This is a genomic window from Methylobacterium longum, assembly GCF_022179385.1.
Taxonomy (GTDB): Bacteria; Pseudomonadota; Alphaproteobacteria; order Rhizobiales; family Beijerinckiaceae; genus Methylobacterium; species Methylobacterium longum.
This window is the reverse complement of record NZ_BPQS01000025.1, coordinates 40,396-62,720: the sequence shown is the minus strand read 5'-3', so window position 1 is coordinate 62,720 and position 22,325 is coordinate 40,396. Positions and strand designations below refer to the sequence as shown.

The window sequence follows — 22,325 nt, the reverse complement described above, 5'->3', positions numbered from 1 at the left end:
AACACCCCCGCGTCGGCGGGGGTCGGGAGCGGGGAGCGGCGCTTCCGTGAAGGTCGCGGCGGGCGCCGGAACCCGCACCGTCGCGCTGTTCCCCTGCCGCCGCGTCATCGCGCGGCCCCTATCCCCCTCCTCCGACGGGCCTGCCCACTCGGGACAAGGGGGATGCCGATCTTGGGCAGACCCAGGATCGGTCGGGGAAGGGTTTCGGCCTACCGCATCGTCGGGATGGAGAACTCCGCCCCGCTCTTGATGCCGCTCGGCCAGCGCTGCGTCACGGTCTTGGTCTTCGTGTAGAAGCGGATCGAGTCCGGCCCGTGCTGGTTCAGATCGCCGAAGCCCGAGCGCTTCCAGCCGCCGAAGGTGTGGTAGGCGATCGGGACCGGGATCGGCACGTTCACGCCGACCATGCCGACGTTCACCCGGGCGGTGAAGTCCCGGGCGGCGTCGCCATCCTGGGTGAAGATCGCCACGCCGTTGCCGTACTGGTGGGTCGAGGGCAGCGCCAGCGCCTCCTCGTAATCCTTGGCCCGCACCACCGAGAGCACCGGCCCGAAGATCTCCTCCTTGTAGATCGTCATGTCGGGCGTCACGCGGTCGAACAGCGAGCCGCCCATGTAGAAGCCGTTCTCGTAGCCCTGGAGCTTGAAGCCGCGGCCGTCGACGGCGAGCTGCGCGCCCTCGGCGACGCCCTTGTCGATGTAGCTCGCGACCTTCTGCACCGCTTCCGCCGTGACCAGCGGGCCGTAATCGGCCGAGCCGTCGTGCGACGGGCCGATCTTGAGCGACTCGACCCGCGGGATGAGGCGCTCCATCAGCCGGTCGGCGGTCTGCTCGCCCACCGGCACCGCCACCGAGATCGCCATGCAGCGCTCGCCGGCCGAGCCGTAGCCGGCGCCGATCAGCGCGTCGACCGCCTGGCCCATGTCGGCGTCCGGCATGATGATCATGTGGTTCTTGGCGCCGCCGAAGCACTGGGCGCGCTTCCCCGTCTCGGCGGCGCGCACGTAGATGTACTCGGCGATGTGCGAGGAGCCGACGAAGCCCACCGCCTTGATGTCCTCATCATCCAGGATGGCGTCGACCGCCTCCTTGTCGCCGTTGACGACGTTGAGGATGCCCGCCGGCAGGCCCGCCTCCAGGAAGATCTCGGCGATGCGGATCGGCACGCTCGGGTCGCGCTCGGACGGCTTCAGGATGAAGGCATTGCCGCAGGCGATGGCCGGGGCGCATTTCCACAGCGGGATCATGGCCGGGAAGTTGAACGGCGTGATGCCGGCCACCACGCCGAGCGGCTGGCGCAGGGAATAGACGTCGATGCCGGGGCCGGCGCCTTCCGTGTACTCGCCCTTGAGCAGGTGCGGGATGCCGCAGGCGAACTCCACCACCTCGACGCCGCGCTGGATGTCGCCCTTGGCGTCCGGCACGGTCTTGCCGTGCTCGGAGGCGAGCAGCTCGGCCAGCGCGTCGTTCTCCCCGCGGATGAGTTCAAGGAAGCGCATCATCACGCGGGCGCGCTTCTGCGGGTTGGTCGCCGCCCAGGCCGGCTGGGCCGCCTTGGCGTTCTCCACGGCGGCGCGCATCTCGGCCTTGCTGGCCAGAGCGACCTTGGCCTGGACCTCGCCGGTCGAGGGGTGGAACACGTCGGCGAACCGCCCGCTCTCGCCGCCGACATTCCGGCCGCCGATGTAGTGCCCGATCGTGCGCATGCGCGCCTCCCTGTGATGTGGCGTTCGATTTTGGCGCACCCTAACAGGATCCCTTGAGCGATAAAGCCAGATGCGCTTACAGCCGCTGTGCATCGATGCACAGCGGGAGTGCGGTCATGGCCAGGACGGGGCCCAACTGGGACGATCTCCGCTTCTTTCTCGCGGTGGCGCGGACTGGGACCCTGAGCGCAGCGGGGGCGCGCACCGGCACCGAGCACACCACGGTCGGGCGCCGGATCCGCGCCCTGGAGGAGGGCCTCGGCGCCCGCCTGTTCCATCGCAGCAATCTCGGCTACGCGCTCACCGAGGACGGGGCGAACCTGCTGGGCGTCGCCGAGGCCATGGAGAGCGCGTTCCTCTCAGCCAGCGCCGCCACGGAGGCGGCCCAGGCGGTGTCGGGCACGGTGCGGATCGGCGCGCCGGACGGGTTCGGCAGCGTCTTCCTCGCGCCGCGGATGCACCGGCTGACCGCCCGCCATCCGGAGCTGGAGGTGGAGATCATGGCGACCGCCCGGATCTTCAGCCTGTCCAAGCGCGAGGCCGACATCGTGATCAGCCTCTCCGGCCCGCAGCAGGCCCGGGTGGTGGCGCGCCGGCTCACCGATTACCGGCTGCTCGTCTACGCGGCCGAGTCCTATCTCGCTGCGGCAGCGCCGATCGCGGAGCTCGCGGACCTGCCGGCCCATCCCTTCGTCGGCTACATCGAGGACATGCTGTTCACCCGCGAGCTCAACTACCTCGGGGCGCTCGGCCCCGCGGTCACGGCCCGCCTGCGCTCCACCAATCTCCTGGCCCAGGTCCACGCGACGCTCGGGGGCGCCGGCCTGTGCATCCTGCCGGCCTTCATCGCGGCGGCCCATCCGGGACTCGTGCCGGTGCTGCCCGAGGCGGTCTCGCTGACCCGCTCGTTCCACATGCACATCCACGAGGACCACCGGAAGGCGGCCCATATCCGCGCGGTGGCGGGGTTCATCGCCGCCGAAGTGAAGGCCGCGGGGGCGCTGTTCGCCGGGCCGGCGGTGTAAGCGGCGGCGGTTTCGCCCCGCGGTCGCGCGCCTTAAGATCGGCCGTTCCGGCGCACCATCAGAGGCGCCGGGTGGGAGAAGCAAGACATGGTCGCCTCGATCGCCCTGCCCCGGCTGATGCGCGTCGGCGCCGGCGCCTCGCGGCTGCTGCCGGAGGTGCTCGGCCAGCTCGGCCTGTCGCGGCCCTTCGTGGTCACCGACCCCTACCTCGCCGGCAGCGGCCGGACCGACATGCTGCTCGAACGGCTCACCAGCGCGGGGGCGCAGGCGACGATCTTCTCCGAGACCGTGCCGGACCCGACCGTCGCCTCCGTGGAGGCGGCGCTCGCGGCCCTCCAGGCGGGGGATTTCGACTGCGTGGTCGGCTTCGGCGGCGGCAGCCCGATGGACACCGCCAAGGCCGTGGCGGTGCTCGCCCGCCACGGCGGCCACATGCGCGACTACAAGGCGCCGCGCCAGCAGGACGAGCCCGGACTGCCGATCGTGGCGATCCCCACCACCGCCGGCACTGGCTCCGAGGCGACTCGGTTCACCATCGTGACCGACGAGGCCTCCGACGAGAAGATGCTGTGCATCGGGCTGGCCTACCTGCCGGTGGCCGCCCTGGTCGATTATGAATTGACCCTCACCAAGCCCAAGCGGCTCACGGCCGACACCGGCATCGACGCCCTCACCCACGCGATCGAGGCCTATGTCTCGCGCAAGTCGAACCTGTTCTCGGACGGGCTGGCGCTCCAGGCGATGGGCCTGATCGCCCCGAGCCTGCGCCGGGTCTGGACCGATCCGGGGGACCGGGCGGCGCGCGAGGCGATGATGCTCGGCGCGACCCAGGCGGGCATCGCGTTCTCCAATGCCTCGGTCGCACTGGTCCACGGCATGAGCCGGCCGATCGGCGCGCATTTCCACGTGGCGCACGGGCTCTCGAACGCGATGCTGCTGCCGGTGGTCACGGCCTTCTCGGCGCCGGCCGCCATCGACCGCTACGCCGCCTGCGCCCGGGCCATGAAGATCGCCGGCCCGGACACCGACGACCGCTCCGCAGTGTCGGCCCTGGTGGCGGAACTGGAGGCGCTGAACGACGACCTCGACGTGCCGGGTCCCCAGGAATACGGGATCGACCCGGCCCGCTGGGAGGCGCTGCTCCCGACCATGGCGGCCCAGGCGCTGGCCTCCGGCTCCCCGTCCAACAACCCGGTGGAGCCCAGCGCCGACGAGATCGTGGCGCTCTACCGGCGCGTCTGGGCGGCCTGAATCCGGCGGCCCGTCGACGGGTCGGAAGCGTCATCCATCGCGGGCGGAGCGAAGCGGGACCGCCTCGCTCCGCCCGCGATGACGCGGGGCGTGCGCCCGCCTACTTGGCCGCCGTCAGCGGGCAGCCGCTCTCGGCCGGGGAGGCGAAGGCCTCCTTGCCGGGGACGGTCGAGATCAGCTTGTAGAGGTCCCACTCGCCCTTCGACTCGGCGGGCTTCTTGACCTCGAACAGGTACATGTCGTGCACCATGCGGCCGTTCGGCTGCACCACGCCGCCATGGGCGAAGACGTCGTCCACCGGCAGGGCCTTCAGCTTGGCGTTGACCGCGTCGGTCTCGTCGGTGCCCGCCGCCTTCACGGCCTTGAGGTAGGACAGGACCGCCGAATAGGTGCCCGCCTGGATCATGTTGGGCATCCGGCCGGTGCGCTTCATGTAGCGCTGGCCGAAAGCGCGGGTCTCGTCGTTGGCGTCCCAGTACCAGCCCTCGGTGAGCGTGAGGGCCTGTGCCACCTTGAGGCCGAGGCCGTGCACCTCCGAGAGGGTGAACAGCAACGCCGCGAGCTTCTGGCCGCCCTCGACGATGCCGTACTCGGCCGCCTGCTTGATCGCGTTCGAGGTGTCGAGCCCGGCATTGGCGAGACCGATCACCTTGGCCTTCGAGCCCTGCGCCTGGAGCAGGAACGAGGAGAAGTCCTGGTTGGAGAGCGGGTGGCGGACGCTGCCCACCACCTTGCCGCCGTTGGCGGTCACCACCCGGCTGGTATCGGCCTCCAGCGCCGAGCCGAAGGCGTAGTCGGCGGTGAGGAAGAACCACGTGTCGCCGCCCGCCCGCGTGAGCGCGCCGCCGGTCCCCACCGCGAGCGCCCGCGTGTCGAACGCCCAGTGGTAGCCGTACGGCGTGCAGGCCTTGCCGGTGAGGTCGCTGGTCGCGGCCCCGGTGGTGATGGTGATCTTCTTCTTCTCCTTGGACAGGCCCTGGACCGCCAGCGCCACCGAGGAGGTGGTCAGTTCCATGATCGCGTCGACGCCGTCGCGGTCGTACCATTGCCGGGCGATGGCCGAGGCGATGTCGGGCTTGTTCTGGTGGTCCGAGGAGAGAATCTCGATCGGCACGCTGCCGATCTTGCCGCCCATGTCCTCCACCGCCATGCGGGCGGCCTCGACCGAGCCCTGACCGCCGTACTGGGCGTAGAGTCCCGACTGGTCGTTGAGGACGCCGATGCGGATTGCGTTGTCCGAGAATGCCTCCGCGCCGGCCCCTTGCGCGGCGGCCGATCCGGCGCCGAGCGCCGTCCCCGCCAGAGCCGCCGCCACCACCGCGCCGCCGAATGTCCTGATCATGTCTCCCCCCGGTTCGCCCGAGCGCCCGCTTCTGAGGCGGATCCGACGTCACGATAGAACACGAACGGGTGAGTGGCCACGGCCACGCTCGGCCGAACGCTGAAGGATCGGGCCGGTTGTGACGTGCGGTCGAGCGGCGGCCCGTTTCCGGACCGGTCGAGCGTGGCGAGGTTATAATACCTTAACCATAAGTACACGAATCCGCGGGCAAGTTCAGGCCATGGACGGCAATTCAGCCGTCTCCGGCGTGTCCTTGCGATGAACCCAGCCCGTCTCGCCGTCCTCGGCATCGCCCTCGCGGCGGGCAGCGGGGCGGCCTTCCTGATGAGCGGCGGCGATCCGCCCCCGCCGACGCCACAGCCGACGGTCGAGGCGCCGCCGGCGCCGATGACCGACGTGCTCGTGGCCGCCACCGACATGCCCATGGGGCAGGTGCTGCGCGCCGCGGACCTGCGCTGGCAGGCCTGGCCGGACGCCGCCATCGCGCCGGGCTACATGACGCGCAAGCTCAATCCGAAATCCCTGGACGAGACGGTCGGCGCCTCCGTGCGCTCGAGCTTCCTGGCCGGGGAGCCGATCCGCGCGCAGAAGCTGGTCCGCCCCGAGAGCGGGTTCATGGCGGCGATCCTGCCGCCCGGCATGCGCGCGGTCGCCATCGTCACCGACAGCCGCGGCACCAACTCGGCGGGCGGCTTCATCCTGCCCAATGACCGCGTCGACGTGATCCGCATCTTCCGCGACGACGCCAAATCGCGGGCCGCCAACACCGACGTCCAGTTCTCCCAGACGATCCTGACCGACATCCGGGTCCTGGCGATCGGCCAGCTGATCCAGGAGAAGAACGGCACCAACGTCGTCACCGGCGAGACCGCGACGCTCGCCGTCACGCCCGCTCAGGCCGAGACCCTGGCGCTCGCCCAGAAGGTCGGCGCCCTGTCGCTCGCCCTGCGCAGCCTCGCCGATGCCGGACAGCCAGCCGAGGCCCTGCCGCAGGCCGAGACGTCCGATGCGCAGACATCCGAACCCGCCTTGACCGTCGTGCGCTTCGGCGTCGCGCGGCAGCAGACGCCGTGATGGCCATGACCGCACAGCTGCCCCTCCCCCGACCGGCTCGGCACGAGGCCGACCGGCGACGGCGCCGCCGCGCCGCCGCCCTCGCGCTTCTGGCCGCGGTGACGACGCCGGCGCTGGCCCAGGAGCGCTCGACCCTCGGTCCGGCACCGGTGCTGACGGTCGGCGCCGCCGAGGCGGCCTCGACCCGCAAGGTCGAGCTGACCGCCGGCCGCTCGGTGATCGTCGACCTCCCGCGGGACGCCAAGGAGGTCTTCGTCGCCAACCCGGCGGTGGCCAACGCGGTGGTCCGCTCGACCCGCAAGGTCTTCGTGATCGGCATGGCCGACGGCGCGACCTCGATCTTCATCATGGACGCCGAGGGTCGCCAGATCGCCGCCCTCGACGTGACGGTGGCGCGCGACCTCAACCTCGGGACCCTGCGCGAGCTGCTCAACCAGAGCATTCCGGGCGGCCGCTTCGACGTGCGCTCCTCGGGGGCCTCGGTGCTGCTGTCGGGTTCGGTGAACGCATCGGCGGATGCCCAGCAGGCGATCGACATCGCCAACGCCTTCGTAGGGCTGGGCGGCGCCGGTGCGGCGGGGGCGGCGGGCGCGGCGAGCGGCGGCGTCGCGTCCGGCGCGCGCGGTGCCGTGATCAACAACCTCACGATCCGCAACAAGGATCAGGTGATGCTCCGCGTCACCGTCGTGGAGGTGTCGCGCAACGTCCTGAAGCAGTTCGGGATCAACATGACCGGCAACTGGTCGGCCCTGAACCCGCTGGGATCCGCGGCCTCGCCCGCGTTCAACAACAACCTGCCGTTCCCGATCAACACGGACTTCCCGCAAGGCAACCAGATCCAGGCCTCCGTGAGGGCGGGCGGCTTCTCGCTCCAGGCCACGCTGAAGGCCTTCGAGCAGGCAGGCGTCTCCCGGATCCTGGCCGAGCCGACGCTGACCGCGATCTCCGGTGAGGCCGCGAAGTTCCTGGCCGGCGGCGAGTTCCCGGTGCCGTCCTCGGCCTCCTGCGCGGTGGGCGGCGTGTGCACCCCCGGCATCACCTACAAGCCCTACGGCGTCGCCCTGTCGTTCACCCCCGTGGTGCTGGCCGACAACCGCATCTCGATCCGCGTCGCCACCGACGTGACCGAGATCGATCCGCAGCAGAGCTTCGACTACGTCGTCGGCAACTCCACGATCGCGGTCCCGGGCACCCGGGTGCGCCGCTCGGAGACCACCGTCGAGCTGCCCTCCGGCGGCGTGATGATGACGGCGGGCCTGATCCAGCAGGTCAACCGCCAGGCGATCTCCGGCCTGCCGGGCCTGATCAACCTGCCGATCCTCGGCGCCCTGTTCCGCTCCCGCGACTACCAGCGGCAGGAGACCGAGCTGATGATCATGTGCACCCCCTTCATCGCCCGGCCCATGGAGCAGAAGCAGGTGAGCCGGCCCGACGACAACTTCGTCGACGCGACCGACGGCCAGGCCGTGCTGCTCGGCCAGATCAACCGCCTCTACGGCCGGGTCGGCCCGGCCGCCGCCGCCGCGGCCCCGCTCGGACGCACCTACCGCGGCCGCGTCGGCTTCATCGTCGAGTAAGGCCCGAGGACCGGATCCATGACCCGACGTCACCACCCCACCCTGCCCCGCCTCGGCGGCCTCGTCGCCGCCTGCGCGCTGGCCACCCTGGCGGCGGCCTGCAAGAGCGATCCCGCCACCACCGGCGAGATCACGGTGTCGGATTACCGCGCCCGGCACCCGATCGTGCTGGCCGACGGCACCCGCAGCCTCGACGTGTTCCCCACCGGCATCGGCCATCTCGACCCCCGCCAGACCGCCGACATCGACGCCTTCATGCTGGAATACCGCCGCTTCGGCCGCGGCGTTCTCCTGATGGAGGTGCCCCGGGGCGTGGCTCCGGCCGTGGCCCCCGCCGTCGAGCGGACGGCGGCGGCCTTGCGCGGGCTCGGCGGCCAGAACGGCGTCGGCACCCGCGAGATCGCGGTGACCGGCTACGCGGTGGCGGCGCCGAGCCTCGCCACGCCGATCCGGCTGAGCTTCCAGCGCATGCAGGCCAAGGTGGCCGACCAGTGCGGGCTGTGGCCGCAGGATCTCGGCACCTCCAGCTTCCAGGTCGATTACAGCAACCGGCCGAACTGGAACCTGGGCTGCGCCATGCAGTCGACCGTGGCCGCCCAGGTGGCGGATCCGGTGGACCTCGTGCGCGGCCGGCCCGAGGGCCGGATCGACACGGTCAAGCGGGTCCGGGACATCGGCCAGTTGCGGGACGGCAAGGATCCGTCAACCACATGGCGGCAAGATGGGCAGACGGCCGTCAAGTCCCAGGTCGGTCAGTAGAACTGGCTCGCCCAGGCCCAAGCCCAGGCCCAGGCCCAGGCCCGCACCCAAGCCCACGCCGAACCCCGAACGCGAACCTGAAAGCGCCGTCATGGCAGACCTGTCCGAGACAACCGAGCGCACGATCGCCCCGGTGCCCCGGATCACCATCCAGGCCTTCTGCGAGACCGGCGAGACCGCCGCGATGATCGAGGGGGCCGCCCTCGACCGGCGCATGCAGAAGGCGCAGGTCAAGGTCCGGATGGGCGGCGGCGCCGCAGCGATCGAGGCCTACCGGCACGCGCCGACGCCCAACGTCATCATCCTCGAGACGCAGGGCCAGCGGTCCAAGCCGGTCGAGTGCCTCGACGCCCTGGCGGAGGTCTGTGACGAGGGCACCCGCGTCCTGGTGATCGGCCACCTCAACGACGTGACGCTCTACCGCCAGCTGATCCAGCGGGGGGTCTCCGACTACCTGATGGCGCCCGTCGACCCGCTGACCCTGATCGCGGCGATCTCCGACCTGTTCACCGCCCCGGGCGTGAAGCCGGTGGGGCGCACGGTGGCGGTCTACGGCGTGAAGGGCGGCATCGGCGCCTCCACGGTGGCGCACAACTTCGCCTGGGCCGTCGCCCGCAACCAGGGCGTCCAGACGGTGATCGCCGATCTCGACATCGCCTTCGGCACGGCCTCGCTCAACTTCAACCAGGATCCGCCGCAGGGCATCGCCGAGGCGGTGTTCGCCCCCGAGCGCCTCGACTCGGCGCTGGTCGAGCGCCTGCTGTCGAAGTGCAGCGACAACCTCAGCCTGCTCTCGGCGCCCGCCAGCCTCGACCGGACCATCGACCTGTCGGAGCCGGCCTTCGACGCCCTGATCGAGTACATGCGGGCGAGCGTCCCCTGCGTGGTCCTGGACGTCCCGCACCAGTGGAGCGCGTGGTCGAAGCGCGTCCTCACGGCGGCCGACGAGATCCTGATCGTCGCCGGCCCGGACCTCGCCTGCCTGCGCAACACCAAGAACCTGCTCGGCGCCCTCCGGCACGGTCGCCCGAACGACCAGCCGCCCCGGATCCTGCTGAACGGCGTCGGCGTGCCCAAGCGGCCCGAGATCGGATCCGCCGAGTTCGCCAAGGCCCTGGAGGCCCCGATCGCGCTCACGATCCCCTTCGAGCCCGCCCTGTTCGGCACCGCCGCCAACAACGGCCAGATGATCGCCGAGATCCAGGCCGGATCGAAGGTGTCCGACCTGTTCAACGACTTGGCGGCCGCGACGCTCGGACGGCCCGAGGCCCGGCGCGGGCGCCAGAGCCTGCTCGAGCCGCTGCTGGCCAAGCTCGCCAGCGCCAAGCTTCCCGGCCGGAAGGCCTCGTGATGCGGCGCTGCGACCAGGATCCGGCCCATGTTCGGTAGGCGACAGACCAGCGGCGCGACCCCGGCCCCGCCGCCGGTCCCGCAGGCGCGGACGGTCGCCGCCGTCCCCGCCCCGCGCGAGACGGCGGTTGCCCCCAGGCGGCCTGAGCCCACGGTCCCGGTCGTCGTGGAGACCGTGCGGTCCGAGGACTATTACCGCACCAAGAGCCTGATCTTCGGCGCCCTGATCGAGGCGATCGACCTCACGCAGCTCTCGCGCCTCGACGCCGAGACCGCCCGCGAGGAGATCCGCGACATCGTCACGGAGATCATCGGGCTCAAGAACATCGTCCTGTCGATCGCCGAGCAGGAGGAGCTGCTCGACGACATCTGCAACGACGTGCTGGGCTACGGTCCGCTCGAGCCGCTGCTGGCCCGCGACGACATCGCCGACATCATGGTCAACGGCGCCAACCGGACCTTCATCGAGGTCAACGGCAAGATCCAGCTGACCAGCGTGCGCTTCCGCGACAACCAGCAGCTGATGAACATCTGCCAGCGGATCGTCAGCCAGGTCGGCCGCCGGGTCGACGACGCCTCGCCGATCTGCGACGCCCGCCTGCCGGACGGCTCCCGCGTCAACGTGATCGCCCCGCCGCTCGCCATCGACGGCCCGGCGCTCACCATCCGTAAGTTCAAGAAGGACAAGCTGACCCTGGAGCAGCTCGTGCGCTTCGGGGCGATCTCGCCGGAGGGCGCGGAGGTCCTGAAGATCATCGGCCAGTCGCGCTGCAACGTGGTCATCTCGGGGGGGACGGGCTCGGGCAAGACCACGCTGCTGAACTGCCTCACCGCCTTCATCGAGCACGACGAGCGGGTCATCACCTGCGAGGACGCGGCCGAGCTGCAGCTCCAGCAGCCGCACGTGGTGCGCCTCGAGACGCGCCCCCCCAACATGGAGGGCCAGGGCCAGGTCACCATGCGCGACCTCGTCAAGAACTGCCTGCGCATGCGGCCCGAGCGGATCATCGTCGGCGAGGTGCGCGGACCGGAGGCCTTCGACCTGCTCCAGGCGATGAACACCGGCCACGACGGCTCGATGGGCACGCTCCACGCCAACAGCCCGCGCGAGTGCCTGTCGCGCATCGAGTCGATGATCTCGATGGGCGGCTTCACGCTACCCTCGAAGACCCTGCGCGAGATGATCTGCGGCTCGATCGACGTGGTGATCCAGGCCATGCGCCTGCGCGACGGCTCGCGGCGCATCACCCACATCACCGAGGTGCTCGGCATGGAGGGCGACGTCATCACCACGCAGGACGTCTTCCTCTACGACATCGTCGGCGAGGACGCGAACGGGAAGCTGATCGGCCGTCACCGGTCTACCGGGATCGGGCGGCCGAAATTCTGGGAGCGCGCCCGCTACTACGGCCTGGAGCGCCGCCTCGGCGAGGCGCTCGACGCCGCCGAAGTCGTCGACCGAGACTGAGCGCGGACCCGCCCCATGCTGGACCTGGCCGTTCCCGCCGCCTCCAACCTGCCGATCGCGGCTGGCCTCCTCGGCATCGCGGCCGCCGCGGTGGCCTACGTGGCGATCCTGCCCCTGCTCAGCGGCGAGCGCCGGGCGAGCAAGCGCCTGAAGTCGATCGGCGTCTCCGCGTCGGGGGCGGCGATCCGGGGAGTGACCATCAACCGGCGCGAGCAGGTCGCCAAGACGCTGAGCGAGATCGAGGCCAAGGCGAAGGGCGCCACGAAGGCCAGCGTCGAGCTGAAGCTCGCCCGCGCCGGCCTCGCTTGGACGAAGAGGACCTTCTACATGGTCTCGGCCGTCTGCGCCGGGGTCCTGGGACTCCTGCTCTTCGTGATCACCGAGAGCCCGTTCGTGGGCGCCGCCGCCGCCTTCGCGGGCGGCTTTGGCCTTCCGGCCTGGCTGCTGCGTCGCCTGAGGCTCAAGCGCATCGCGAAGTTCAACAAGGAACTGCCGAACGCCGTCGACGTGGTGGTGCGTGGCATCCGCACCGGCATTCCGGTGGGGGATTGCTTCCGGATGGTCTCGCGCGAGGCCGAGGAGCCCGTGCGCAGCGAGTTCAGGACCGTCGTGGAGACCCAGGCGCTCGGCCTGTCGCTGGGCGAGGCGGTCTCGCGCCTGTTCGAGCGGGTGCCCACCGCCGAGGTGAACTTCTTCGCCATCGTGATCAACATCCAGCAGCAGTCGGGCGGCAACCTGTCGGAGGCGCTGAACAACCTCTCCGTGGTGCTGCGCGACCGCGCCAAGATGCGCGGCAAGGTCCAGGCGATGAGCATGGAGGCCAAGGCCTCGGCCTCGATCATCGCCTGCCTGCCGTTCGGCGTCGCGGGCATCACCACCCTGACGAGCCCCGACTACATCTCGCTGCTCTGGACCACCGACATCGGCAAGATCGCGCTGGTCGGGGCGGCGATCTGGATGTCCATCGGCATCTTCACCATCAAGAAGATGATCGCCTTCGACTTCTGACAGCCTGTTCGACGCCACCCCCTCCATCGGAGCGCGCTCACGTTCGGCGGATCTTCCGTCCCCACCCCATCACGAGAGGCAAGCGGCGGACGGGGGGCCCATCCAGGCTTCGGCCGCGCTTCGGCAACTCGGGCTGAGCGGGGAGGATCGGGGCCGGCCCCGGATCGCAGGACATCTCGCCAAGCGGGCCACGACGCCCACCCGTCACCGGATCCCGAGTCATGATCGATGCCATCGCGGAGAAGCTGTTCGATCCCCGCTTCATGGGGATGCTGCTGACCTCCGTGGCGGCGGCCGCGACCGCCTTCGCGGTGGCGCAGCCCTTCTTCGAGACCGACAAGCTCGCCAAGCGGATGAAGATCGTCAGCGACGAGCGCGAGCAGATCCGGCGGCGCGAGCGGGCCCTGGGGGACCGGACCATGAGCCGCGCGACGCTGCGCGTCGCGCCGAAGGCCTACATGAAGTCCATCGTCGAGCGGTATCACCTGAGCCGCTGGCTCGGCACCGACACGGCCAAGCGCAAGCTGATGATGGCGGGCTATCGCGGCCAGGGGGCGGAGACGGCGTTCCTGTTCTTCCGCCTCGTGGTCCCGGTCGCCACGGTGATCACCGCCCTGTTCTACCTGTTCGTGCTAGAGGCGATCGACGCCTCCGTCCTCATGCGGGTCGCGCTGGTGATCGCGGCCGCCTACGGGGGCATCAAGGCGCCGGAGCTGTTCCTGGTGAACGCCGCCAAGAAGCGGCAGGTCGAGATCCGGAAAGCGTGGCCGGACGCCCTCGATCTCACGCTGATCTGCGTGGAATCCGGTATGGCGATCGAGCACGCCTTCCGGAAGGTCAGCACCGAGATCGCCACCTCCTCGGTGGTGCTGGCCGAGGAACTCGCCCTGATGACCGCCGAGATGTCGTTCCTGCCGGAACGGCGCCAAGCCTACGAGAACCTCGTGCTGCGCACCGGGCTCGATCCCGTCAAGGCCGTGGCCACCGCGCTGATCCAGGCCGAGCGCTACGGTACGCCGATCGGACAGGCGCTCCGCGTGCTGAGCCAGGAAAGCCGCGACCAGCGGATGAACGAGGCGGAGAAGAAGGCGGCGGCCCTGCCGCCCAAGCTCACCGTCCCGATGATCCTGTTCTTCCTGCCGGTTCTGTTCGTCGTCATCATCACGCCGGCCGTCATCCAGATCATGCGGACCCAGTGACGGCGCGGGACAGCACCGAGCGGCGCGGATCCGTCGTTCAGCGGATCCGGCCGGGGCGGGTCGGCTCGAACACGATCCGGCGGTGATAGGTACACCAGCTCTTGCCGTCGGAGACCGGCGCGCCGCAGCAGATGGCCCGGTCGTTCGGCTCACCGATGATGTATTTGCAGACGAAGGCCCCTGACTGCGCGAAGGGCACGCGCAGGTCGGCCGACGGCTCCTGGACGGTCTCGGCATCGCCGATCTGGGACATGCGGACGAGTTGATTCATGGTGCTGATCGGCTCAATAACCATCCTGCTCGGTGGGTGCGGATGCCCCGGCAGACAGAGAGGGTGAAACGCTTCTCGCTCGGGCGGCGACCCCGTCTCGCGTCCTAGAGGAGCGGCGTCCGGGGAAGCGCGCGCGCTGCCGGCCGCGGTGGCCGACGCGATCGGCGTCATCGTGTTGTCGTAACTGGGGTTACGGCGTTTTAAAACAAGACCAACCTGCATTGGGCGCATCGTACCACGGTGCGGGGTGCGTAGCTCATCACGATCTACGGGGCCTGGATTGCCATTCGGCAGCCCTGACGAAACCGCGCGAACGCTCCGGATCGGCCACGACCCGCAGGTGCAACCCGGCTCGACCTGTGATTTGGTGCACGCCCTCGCGAACAGAGCCGGACCTGTCCCCATGGCCCACGCGCCCCTCGTGTCCCCCGACTGGCTGCACGACCGCCTCGCCGCCCCCGACATCGTGGTGCTCGACGCCTCGTGGTACCTGCCGACCGCCGGCCGCGACCCGGAGGCCGAGTTCCGGGCCGCCCACATCCCCGGCGCCCTGCGCTTCGACCTCGACGCCATGAGCGATACCGAGTCGAGCCTGCCGCACATGCTGCCGCGCCCCGAGGTGTTCGCGGCGCGGATGCGCGCGCTCGGCGTCGGCGACGGCATGCAGATCGTGGTCTACGACGGCCAGGGCCTGTTCTCGGCTCCGCGGGTCTGGTGGATGCTCAAGGCCTTCGGCGTGCGCGACGCGCTGGTTCTGGACGGCGGCCTGCCGGCCTGGGTCGCGGCGGGCTACCCCACCGAGGAGGGCGAGCCGCGCCCGCGTGAGCGCCGGCACTTCACCGCCCGCCTCGATCATGGCGCCGTGGCCGACGCGGACGACGTCGCCCGCGCCCTGGAGACCGGTTCGGCCCAGGTGGTCGACGCCCGCTCGGGCACGCGGTTCCGTGGCGAGGAGGCGGAGCCGCGGCCCGGCGTCCGGCCCGGTCACATGCCCGGCGCCTGCAACCTGCACTACGCGGCGCTTCAGCGCGACGGGCGGATGAAGAGCCCGGACGAGTTGGCCTCCGTCTTCGCCGAGAACGGCGTCGATCCGGCCCGGCCGATCGTGACGACCTGCGGCTCGGGTGTGACTGCGGCGATCATCGCGCTCGCGCTGGAGACCTTGGGCCACCCGGCCCGCGGCCTGTACGACGGCTCCTGGTCGGAATGGGGCGCCGATCCGGCCCGGGCCGTCGCGACCGGCGCGCCGTAGAAGTGGGTTTCCGAGGGCGACGACCCCGCAGCGGGTGATCAGGGCGAAGCCCGCCGGCGGGGCTGCGCCCCGCACCCGCGAAAGGTCCCGGACCGTCCGGAACCGCGACCTACGCCGCCCGCACGGCGTGGCGCTTGTCGGCGGCGCTCCACTGCATCAGGCCGATCATCACCGCGATGGTAGCCACGTAGACGAGCCCCTGCAGGGCTGTCGGCCGGTCGGTGTAGCCCACCAGCGCGTGCAGGATGCGGCCCGGCCAGGAAGTCTCGGCGATCAGGCCGGAGCTGTTCCAGAGGGTGTGGCCGAGGATGTCCACGACGCCCGCGTTGGCCAGGAACTGAGCCGCCTGCGCGGCGAGCCCCGCTGCCAGGAAGATGATCAGCACGCTGGTCACCGAGAACACGTAGCGGCTCGGGATGGAGGCGAGGCCGAAATAGGTCACCGCCGAGAGGAGCGCGCCCGCGCCGATCCCCGCGAAGGCGCCGAACTGGATGTCGGCGCCGGAAGTGCCGGAGGCCACGAGGCCGTAGAGGAACAGCACCAGTTCAGCGCCCTCGCGCAGGATCGCGGCGCCGATCACGATCGCCAGGGCGGCCGCCTCACGCTCGCCCGAGCGCACCGCGGCGCCCGTCGCCCGCAATTCACCCGCGAGTTCCTTGCCGTGCTTGCTCATCCAGGTGTTGTGCCAGATCAGCAGCAGCACCGCGACGATCAGGACCGCGGCGTTCAGGATGTCCTGGCCGCTGCCTTCGAAGGCGTCGGAAATCTTCTCGGCGAACAGGGCGACGACGGCGGCCCCCGCCAGCCCGCCCCCGATGCCGAGCAGGACCCAGCGCATCCGTCCCGGAATGCCGCGGGTCGCCGCCAGCACGATGGAGATGATGAGGCCCGCCTCGATGACTTCGCGGAAGGCGATGACGAAGGCGCCGATCATGGCGGTCTCCAAGATTGCGAGAGGTTGCGAGAGGTTGCGAAGCGTCGCGCGAACCGCGCTACCAGATCCAGAACAGGAGCACCCAGTTGGCCACCGACAGGGTGGCGGCCCCCGCGATGCAGGCCGTGGCCGCCGCCCGACGCAGGCCGCCCGCGCCGAGGCCTGCGACCCGCCACGCGAGCCAGACGCTCCACAGGCTCGCGCCCGCGAGCAGGCCGGCGCGCATCTCCGCCACGTAGGGGACCACGATGCCGTCGCCGCGCAGGAAGGTGACGGTGAGGGCGGACAATCCCAGGAAGACGCCGCAGCCCGCCACCGGGATCAGCGTCTGGGTCAGGTGGTGAAAGCGCCGGAGCGACCAGCCGCCGAGCGCGACCGTCGCGAGCGCCACGATCGCCGACAGGGCGAGCCCGAGGATCACCGTGGCGGCGCCGATGTAGGCCAGAAGCAACCCGCCGTCGAGGAGGGTCATCACGTCGTTGCGGTCGGGGTAGTTCGTCAGCACGAACCAGGGCGCCGAGTGCTCCAGGGGCCACGTCGTCCCGTGCTCGATGAGCCACGTGGCGGCCCATTGCTTGGCCTCGACGTACCAGGGGCTCGACGACCACTGGAAGGCCCCCACCGCCAGCGCCAGCATGCCGAACAGGATCAGCATGGACTGGTCGAGGCTGGGCTCCTCGCCGGCCACGTGCACGATCTCGTGGTTGGGGGAACGCAGGGCGAGGCGCACGGCGCCGCGATGGCCGCTGCAGCGCCCGCACATGTGGCAGGCCCCCGCGCCGCGCATCGTCTTCACCGGAACCAGCGGGGCACAGTTGAACGCCTCCGCACCCCGGACGGGCTTGGGCGAGGCCGCCCAGGCAGCGCGGTCGACCTGGAAGCTGACCGGGGCGAGCTTCGACAGCACCGCGAAGACGCCGTTGACCGGGCAGAGATAGCGGCACCAGACCCGCTTGTTGCGGCCGTAGAGCAGGCCGACCACGATCGCCGCGACCGTCGAGCCGCCGAGCACCGCGAGGACCGGCTTCGGGTAGCCGTACACGCTGGTCATCTGCCCGTAGACGGTGGTGCCCGCGAACGCCACGAACGGCCAGCCCTGCCACGTGATCCAGCGCGGCACGGCGTAGCCGCGGCTCCAGCGGCTGGCGAATTCGCTGAGCGCCCCCTCGGGACAGAGGACGCCGCACCAGGCCCGGCCGACCAGCACCATGCTGACCAGCACGAAGGGCCACCAGATCCCCCAGAAGGCGAACTGGGCGGCGAGCGTCAGGTTGGTCCAGAGATGGGCGGCGTTGTCGGGGAGCGGCAGCAGCGCCGGCACGATCACCAGCACGGCGTAGACGGCGACGATCAGCCACTGCACGGCGCGGATCATCCAGCCGTACCGCCGCAGCCAGTCGCCGAACCGGGCGAGCCGCAGGTCGATCGCGGCCCGGCGGGAGGGGAGGCGGGCGAGCGGGAGGGAGCCGGGCGCTGTCGTCGACGCGCTCATTTGGCCACCAGGGTCGCCTTCGCCTCCGGATGGAAATCGTCGAACACCTGGTAGGTGCCGGGCTCGACGGTGCGGAACACGATCGCCGAGGTCGAGCCGGCGGCGAGCGCCTTCTCGCGCTTCAGCTCCAGGCTCTCGAACTCCACGGGGGTCTGGCCCGTGTTCGAGATCTCCAGCTTGAACCGGGTGTTGGCCGGGACCTCGATCACGGCCGGAAGGATCATCCCGTCCCGCATCTCGACCTTGATCACCGGCATATCGTCCGCGCGCACCGGCGCGGCCGCGCAGGCGGCGAGCAGCGCGAGGGCGAAGCGGGCGGAACGCGGCAGGCGTGTCACGGCGACCTCCGGGATCTCAGTAGGCGCCCTTCTTGCCGACGCCGGCGAAGGTGAAGTCCTGGGTCACGTCGAAGGGCTCGAACCACGGCCCGACCCCCGTCTCCTTATCCACGTGGCGGCCGAAATGGCTGGCCTTGCCGGGCGGCGCGACGGTCACCTTGAGGCGGTAGCGGCCGGGACCGAAGAGCTTGACGTTGTCGCCGTAATGCGGCCCGTCATTGGCGACCATCGGCATCAGCATGCCGGCCACCTTCTGGTCGGTGGCCTTGTCGCCGTCGAGCTTCACCGCCTCGAACCGGACGTCGAGGGCTGGAACCCAGTCGCCCTCCGCGAAGCCGTTGCGGTTGTCCTTGGCGGCCCGGATATCCGTCTCGAGGTGGATGTCCGACTGCGCGGCCTCGCGCATCATGCCGGGCGGATCCATCTCGATCGGCTGGAGATAGACGGCGGCGACCTCGAGGCCGTTCCGCGTGACGTGCGGGCCGATCGGCACCTCCTTGGCCATCGCTGTCCCGGCGAGCGCGAGGAGCGAGGCCGCGGCGAGGCCGCGGAGAATCGGGGGGACGTTCAAAGCACGCATGGAAGCGGACATAACGGCTCACACGCGAAGTTCAAACTCGAATCGCAGCGCTCTCAAATAATAACAATTCTAATCTGCGATTTCGCACTGACGACCGGCGCGTAATTCGAAGCATGGTCGTGCAGACTTCCTACTATCAGCCGCCCTGACGAAGATGTTCGCCATCTCGCGGCGGTCCGAATCTTGACCAATCCATCGGGGCCGTGTCGTCATGTCACTGCCATGCCGCGGCGCCAGGATGGGGAGCGGGATCGAAGTGCCGGGCAGATCGCGGCGTTTGGCGGAACGAGCTGTGCCCCGGCAGAACCCGTGCTTGCTTAACGGCCGGCCCCGTCTTAGCAAGTGCTATACTTTTGCCGTGAGTCGGATGAGAACCCGTTCCGTGACCCTGGCCCACGTCGCGGTCCTCGCGCTGACCGCCTCCCTCCTCGCCCCCGTCGCCGCACGGGCGGCCGATCCTGCCGCCCCGCCGGCCGCGGCGGAGGGTCCGGCCTACGCCGACTGGTCCGGCGGCTATCTCGGCCTGGAGGGTAGCGCCGGAGGATCCTATGGGGCCTACAATTTCGGGCCCACCACGATCGGCGGCCGCCCGGTCCCGGCCTTCAAGAGCGGCGATTCCACCGGCCGCAGCGACCAGGGGCGCGACGCCACCACGGCGGCGGGCGGCCTGTTCGGCGGCTGGAACTGGCAGAGCGGGCCGTGGGTCTACGGCGTCGAGGCCAGCCTCGACGCGGCGAACCTGAAACGGCCGGTTCCCTCGACCATCGCGGGCTTCGGCTACGCGGACGTGGACCCGGCCTTCAACGTCGTGCGCGCCAAGACCGATCTCTACGGCGCCCTGCGCGCCCGCCTCGGCTACAGCTTCGACCGCTACCTGATCTACGGCGCCTTCGGGCTCACGGGGGCGAACGCGCGATTCCTCGCGTCCTACCCGAACCTCGACGTGGGGGGCCAGAACGCGGCCCGGCGGGAACTCGGCTATGTCGGCTTCACCCTGGGCGCGGGCATCCAGTACGCCATCACCGATCACCTCGCCCTCGGGATCGACTACCGCTACATCGATCTCGGCGGCAGCCGGCGCTTCACGCTGGGCGTCGTGCCCGGCGATGCGGGCGGCCCGGTCACCAGCCGGGCGAGCTTCACGTCCAACCAGCTCTTCGCCCGGCTGATGTGGTTCCCGGAGGGATTGAGGGCTCCGCCGGATCCGGACGAGACCGCCCCGCACGATCCCGACAACGGCGACACCGGCCGCTTCTCGCTGCACGGGCAGACGACTCTGATCGCGCAGGGGGTGCCGGGCTTCCGCTCACCCTACGCGGGCGCGCAGAGCCTGGTCCCGCATCAGGCCCGGCAGACGACGACGGCTACGATCTTCCTCGGGCTCAAGCTCACCGACAGCACCGAGATCTACTACAATCCCGAGTTCAGCCAGGGCTTCGGCCTGTCGCGGACGCTCGGCGTCGCGGGCTTCGTCAACGGCGAGGCGCAGAAGGCCGGCGCCCCGTTCCCGAAGCTGCGCTCGAACCGCTACTACGTGAAGCAGACGATCGGGCTGGGCGGCGAGACCGTGGAGGTGCCGGACGGGCCCAATCAGGTCGCCACCCGCTACGATTCCGAGCGGATCACGCTGATCGCCGGCAAGTTCGCGCTCGGCGACTTCTTCGACGGCAACGTCTACGCGCACGATCCGCGGGTCGACTTCTTCAACTGGTCGCTCTGGGGCGCCTCGGCCTGGGACTTCCCGGCGAACCTCCCCGGCTTCACCCAGGGCGTCTACGCCGAGTACAACCGGCCGGAATTCGCGATCCGCGCCGCCTACACGCAGGTCCCCAAGGAGCCGTCGAGCGACGTCCTCGACCCGCGGGTGTTCCGGCGCGCCGGACTGAACGCGGAGTTCGAGCAGCGCTACGTGCTCCCGTGGCTCGACCAGCCGGGCAAGCTCCGCCTCGGGCTGTTCTCGAACGTGGGGGTCTCGGCCAACAACCGGTCGGTGGTCACCCTCACGCAAATCGGCGCCTTCGACGACATCAACGACGCAGTCGCGGCGACGCGGCGCCCCCGCCGCAAGACCGGCGGCTACATCAACCTGGAGCAGGCGCTCACCCCGGAACTCGGACTGTTCGCCCGCGCCAGCCTGAACGACGGGCGGACGGAGAACATCTCCTTCACCGACATCGACCAGAGTTTCTCCGGCGGCCTGTCGCTGAAGGGCAAGGCCTGGGACCGGCCGGACGACACGGTGGGCATCGGCGCGGCGATGAACGGCCTCTCGCCCTCGCACCGGGCCGCCTTCGCGGCGGGCTATTTCGGGCTGCTCGTCGGCGACGGGCGGCTCAACTACGGCACCGAGCGGGCGCTGGAGACCTACTACGCCCTGAACCTCACCAAGTTCGTGACCCTGACCTTCGACTACCAGTTCGTGAACAACCCGGGCTACAACCGCGACCGCGGCCCCGCCCACTTCTTCGCCTCGCGGCTGCACGCGGATTTCTGAGCGCGGTGCGGTCAGTCCGCCGCCTCAGTCACGGTCGCCCCGAAGATGTCCTCGAACGCCGCCCGGAGTTGCATGTCGACCTCCGCCATGCTCACCGGCAGGCCGAGATCGACCAAGCTCGTCACCCCGTGCTCCCGGACGCCGCAGGGTACGATCCCGTCGAAATGCGTGAGATCGGGCTCGACGTTCAGGCTGATGCCGTGGAAGCTGACCCAGCGGCGCACCCGGATGCCGATCGCCGCGATCTTGTCCTCGACCCCCGGGCCCTTCTCGGGACGGCGCACCCAGACGCCGACCCGATCCTCGCGGCGCTCGGCGCGGATGTTGAAGGCGGCCAGCGTCTCGATCAGCCACGCCTCCAGGCTCGCCACGTAGGCGCGCAGGTCGCGGCTGCGCCGGCCGAGGTCGAGCATCACGTAGGCGACCCGCTGACCGGGGCCGTGATAGGTGTACTGCCCGCCCCGCCCCGTGGCGTGGACCGGGAAGCGCCCGGGCGCCACGAGATCGGCGGGCCGTGCCGACGTCCCGGCCGTGTAGAGCGGCGGGTGCTCCAGCAGCCAGACGCATTCCGGGGCCGCGCCGCGGGCGACCGCCTCCGCGCGCGCCTCCATCCAGGCGACGGCCGCCGCGTACGCCACGGGTGCGTCGCTCACGCGCCAGCCCACCGGCCCCGCGGCCGGATCGGAGCCGGTCTCCTTCGGGAAGGCGTGGGGGCTGACCGTGAGGCGCGGCGCGTTTACCAAGGGTTCACCATCCTGCGGCGATGGTCGAAGCCTTCACCATCCGCGACCGGCGGTTGCAAGGTTCCAACTGCAAGACGGGATGACGAACGGTGGCGGTCTTCGAGACCCTGAAGGTCGATCTGACGGTGGTGCTGGGCCGCGCCCGCATGCCGCTGCACATGCTGTTGCGCATGGGCCGCGGCGCCGTGATCGAGCTCGAGGCCAGCGACAGCGACATGGTCGAGATCCTGGCCAACGATCACCCGATCGCCCGCGGGCAGATCGTGGTGACGGGCGACCGCATCTCCGTCGAGGTGACGGAGCTGATCCGCAAGGCGGCCTCGATCGTGGAGCCCGGCGCCAGCATCGGCGACGGCGCGGCCTCGCTCCTGGAGACCGGCTACGATCGAGCGTGAGCGAAACGCTTGTCGGCGGCGGGGCGATCTGTTATCCGCTGCGCCGCGCGACACGACGGCGGCCCCG

General features: G+C 70.4%; 20 protein-coding genes. 12 read left to right on the top strand and 8 right to left on the bottom strand.

Going from position 1 to position 22,325, the window contains the following annotated elements:
* Positions 1 to 209: 209 nt before the first annotated feature.
* On the bottom strand, positions 210 to 1,706 hold the full coding sequence (locus MFF58_RS19950; RefSeq protein WP_238290612.1) for a CoA-acylating methylmalonate-semialdehyde dehydrogenase: 1,497 nt from the start codon (positions 1,704 to 1,706) through the stop codon (positions 210 to 212).
* A 116-nt stretch (positions 1,707 to 1,822) separates the two neighbouring features.
* Here MFF58_RS19950 and MFF58_RS19945 point away from each other — a divergent pair, with 116 nt between their 5' ends.
* The gene (locus tag MFF58_RS19945; RefSeq protein ID WP_238290611.1) at positions 1,823 to 2,731 is read left to right on the top strand and encodes a LysR family transcriptional regulator; all 909 of its coding nucleotides are present in this window, start codon (positions 1,823 to 1,825) and stop codon (positions 2,729 to 2,731) included.
* A gap of 87 nt (positions 2,732 to 2,818) precedes the next feature.
* Positions 2,819 to 3,982 carry an iron-containing alcohol dehydrogenase gene (locus MFF58_RS19940; protein ID WP_238290610.1) on the top strand — a complete coding sequence of 388 codons (1,164 nt, stop codon included), beginning with the start codon at positions 2,819 to 2,821 and terminating at the stop codon, positions 3,980 to 3,982.
* A gap of 100 nt (positions 3,983 to 4,082) precedes the next feature.
* Here the strand turns inward: MFF58_RS19940 and MFF58_RS19935 are convergent, their stop codons facing one another.
* A complete protein-coding gene (locus tag MFF58_RS19935) occupies positions 4,083 to 5,324 on the bottom strand; it encodes an ABC transporter substrate-binding protein (RefSeq protein WP_279602735.1) in 1,242 nt (413 codons plus the stop codon).
* A gap of 258 nt (positions 5,325 to 5,582) precedes the next feature.
* On the opposite strand from MFF58_RS19935, the gene cpaB reads away from it, so the two are divergent.
* From cpaB to MFF58_RS19900, 7 genes are all read left to right on the top strand, one after another.
* On the top strand, positions 5,583 to 6,398 hold the full coding sequence (cpaB, locus tag MFF58_RS19930) for a Flp pilus assembly protein CpaB (protein WP_238290608.1): 816 nt from the start codon (positions 5,583 to 5,585) through the stop codon (positions 6,396 to 6,398).
* Between the two features lie 5 nt (positions 6,399 to 6,403).
* Positions 6,404 to 7,975: a type II and III secretion system protein family protein gene (locus tag MFF58_RS19925; RefSeq protein WP_238290625.1), complete on the top strand. Its 1,572-nt coding sequence runs from the start codon at positions 6,404 to 6,406 to the stop codon at positions 7,973 to 7,975.
* Between the two features lie 18 nt (positions 7,976 to 7,993).
* The gene (locus MFF58_RS19920) at positions 7,994 to 8,734 is read left to right on the top strand and encodes a CpaD family pilus assembly protein (protein ID WP_238290606.1); all 741 of its coding nucleotides are present in this window, start codon (positions 7,994 to 7,996) and stop codon (positions 8,732 to 8,734) included.
* Between the two features lie 91 nt (positions 8,735 to 8,825).
* A complete protein-coding gene (locus tag MFF58_RS19915; RefSeq protein WP_238290605.1) occupies positions 8,826 to 10,085 on the top strand; it encodes a CpaE/TadZ family protein in 1,260 nt (419 codons plus the stop codon).
* Positions 10,086 to 10,112: 27 nt separating this feature from the next.
* Complete coding sequence (locus MFF58_RS19910) at positions 10,113 to 11,552, top strand: TadA family conjugal transfer-associated ATPase (RefSeq protein ID WP_238290604.1); 1,440 nt, start codon at positions 10,113 to 10,115, stop codon at positions 11,550 to 11,552.
* Between the two features lie 15 nt (positions 11,553 to 11,567).
* A complete protein-coding gene (locus tag MFF58_RS19905) occupies positions 11,568 to 12,560 on the top strand; it encodes a type II secretion system F family protein (protein ID WP_238290603.1) in 993 nt (330 codons plus the stop codon).
* A gap of 221 nt (positions 12,561 to 12,781) precedes the next feature.
* Positions 12,782 to 13,759, top strand: a complete 978-nt coding sequence (locus MFF58_RS19900) for a type II secretion system F family protein (protein WP_238290602.1) — start codon at positions 12,782 to 12,784, stop codon at positions 13,757 to 13,759.
* Between the two features lie 37 nt (positions 13,760 to 13,796).
* Here the strand turns inward: MFF58_RS19900 and MFF58_RS19895 are convergent, their stop codons facing one another.
* Positions 13,797 to 14,030, bottom strand: a complete 234-nt coding sequence (locus MFF58_RS19895) for a GcrA family cell cycle regulator (protein WP_238290601.1) — start codon at positions 14,028 to 14,030, stop codon at positions 13,797 to 13,799.
* 403 nt (positions 14,031 to 14,433) lie between these two features.
* Between MFF58_RS19895 and sseA the strand changes: the two genes are divergently transcribed.
* Positions 14,434 to 15,282, top strand: coding sequence for a 3-mercaptopyruvate sulfurtransferase (gene sseA / locus MFF58_RS19890; protein ID WP_238290600.1), 849 nt, complete (start codon positions 14,434 to 14,436; stop codon positions 15,280 to 15,282).
* 109 nt (positions 15,283 to 15,391) lie between these two features.
* On the opposite strand, the gene MFF58_RS19885 is transcribed toward sseA, so the two are convergent.
* Genes MFF58_RS19885 through MFF58_RS19870 form a run of 4 tightly spaced genes read right to left on the bottom strand, consistent with a single transcriptional unit; the run spans position 15,392 to position 18,626 of the window.
* Entirely contained in the window at positions 15,392 to 16,216 is an 825-nt protein-coding gene (locus MFF58_RS19885; RefSeq protein WP_238290599.1) for an FTR1 family iron permease, read from the bottom strand.
* 58 nt (positions 16,217 to 16,274) lie between these two features.
* Positions 16,275 to 17,708, bottom strand: a complete 1,434-nt coding sequence (locus MFF58_RS19880; protein ID WP_373323363.1) for a 4Fe-4S binding protein — start codon at positions 17,706 to 17,708, stop codon at positions 16,275 to 16,277.
* On the bottom strand, positions 17,705 to 18,046 hold the full coding sequence (locus MFF58_RS19875) for a cupredoxin domain-containing protein (RefSeq protein ID WP_238290597.1): 342 nt from the start codon (positions 18,044 to 18,046) through the stop codon (positions 17,705 to 17,707). The genes MFF58_RS19880 and MFF58_RS19875 overlap by 4 nt, the downstream gene beginning before the upstream one ends.
* A gap of 16 nt (positions 18,047 to 18,062) precedes the next feature.
* Entirely contained in the window at positions 18,063 to 18,626 is a 564-nt protein-coding gene (locus MFF58_RS19870) for an iron transporter (protein ID WP_238290596.1), read from the bottom strand.
* A 367-nt stretch (positions 18,627 to 18,993) separates the two neighbouring features.
* On the opposite strand from MFF58_RS19870, the gene MFF58_RS19865 reads away from it, so the two are divergent.
* Entirely contained in the window at positions 18,994 to 21,120 is a 2,127-nt protein-coding gene (locus MFF58_RS19865) for a carbohydrate porin (protein WP_238290595.1), read from the top strand.
* Between the two features lie 11 nt (positions 21,121 to 21,131).
* On the opposite strand, the gene lipB is transcribed toward MFF58_RS19865, so the two are convergent.
* On the bottom strand, positions 21,132 to 21,863 hold the full coding sequence (gene lipB, locus MFF58_RS19860; protein ID WP_238290594.1) for a lipoyl(octanoyl) transferase LipB: 732 nt from the start codon (positions 21,861 to 21,863) through the stop codon (positions 21,132 to 21,134).
* An 89-nt stretch (positions 21,864 to 21,952) separates the two neighbouring features.
* On the opposite strand from lipB, the gene MFF58_RS19855 reads away from it, so the two are divergent.
* A complete protein-coding gene (locus MFF58_RS19855) occupies positions 21,953 to 22,258 on the top strand; it encodes a FliM/FliN family flagellar motor switch protein (RefSeq protein WP_238290593.1) in 306 nt (101 codons plus the stop codon).
* Positions 22,259 to 22,325 lie beyond the last annotated feature (67 nt).

Coding starts and splice junctions, on each gene's coding strand:
- MFF58_RS19920 (WP_238290606.1), top strand. CDS start 7,994: ATGACCCGACGTCACCACCCCACCCTGCCCCGCCTCGGCGGCCTCGTC.
- MFF58_RS19940 (WP_238290610.1), top strand. CDS start 2,819: ATGGTCGCCTCGATCGCCCTGCCCCGGCTGATGCGCGTCGGCGCCGGC.
- MFF58_RS19915 (WP_238290605.1), top strand. CDS start 8,826: ATGGCAGACCTGTCCGAGACAACCGAGCGCACGATCGCCCCGGTGCCC.
- MFF58_RS19910 (WP_238290604.1), top strand. CDS start 10,113: ATGTTCGGTAGGCGACAGACCAGCGGCGCGACCCCGGCCCCGCCGCCG.
- MFF58_RS19895 (WP_238290601.1), bottom strand. CDS start 14,030: ATGAATCAACTCGTCCGCATGTCCCAGATCGGCGATGCCGAGACCGTC.
- cpaB (WP_238290608.1), top strand. CDS start 5,583: ATGAACCCAGCCCGTCTCGCCGTCCTCGGCATCGCCCTCGCGGCGGGC.
- MFF58_RS19945 (WP_238290611.1), top strand. CDS start 1,823: ATGGCCAGGACGGGGCCCAACTGGGACGATCTCCGCTTCTTTCTCGCG.
- MFF58_RS19880 (WP_373323363.1), bottom strand. CDS start 17,708: ATGAGCGCGTCGACGACAGCGCCCGGCTCCCTCCCGCTCGCCCGCCTC.
- MFF58_RS19950 (WP_238290612.1), bottom strand. CDS start 1,706: ATGCGCACGATCGGGCACTACATCGGCGGCCGGAATGTCGGCGGCGAG.
- MFF58_RS19935 (WP_279602735.1), bottom strand. CDS start 5,324: ATGATCAGGACATTCGGCGGCGCGGTGGTGGCGGCGGCTCTGGCGGGG.
- sseA (WP_238290600.1), top strand. CDS start 14,434: ATGGCCCACGCGCCCCTCGTGTCCCCCGACTGGCTGCACGACCGCCTC.
- MFF58_RS19925 (WP_238290625.1), top strand. CDS start 6,404: ATGACCGCACAGCTGCCCCTCCCCCGACCGGCTCGGCACGAGGCCGAC.
- MFF58_RS19865 (WP_238290595.1), top strand. CDS start 18,994: ATGAGAACCCGTTCCGTGACCCTGGCCCACGTCGCGGTCCTCGCGCTG.
- MFF58_RS19900 (WP_238290602.1), top strand. CDS start 12,782: ATGATCGATGCCATCGCGGAGAAGCTGTTCGATCCCCGCTTCATGGGG.
- MFF58_RS19885 (WP_238290599.1), bottom strand. CDS start 16,216: ATGATCGGCGCCTTCGTCATCGCCTTCCGCGAAGTCATCGAGGCGGGC.
- MFF58_RS19905 (WP_238290603.1), top strand. CDS start 11,568: ATGCTGGACCTGGCCGTTCCCGCCGCCTCCAACCTGCCGATCGCGGCT.
- MFF58_RS19870 (WP_238290596.1), bottom strand. CDS start 18,626: ATGCGTGCTTTGAACGTCCCCCCGATTCTCCGCGGCCTCGCCGCGGCC.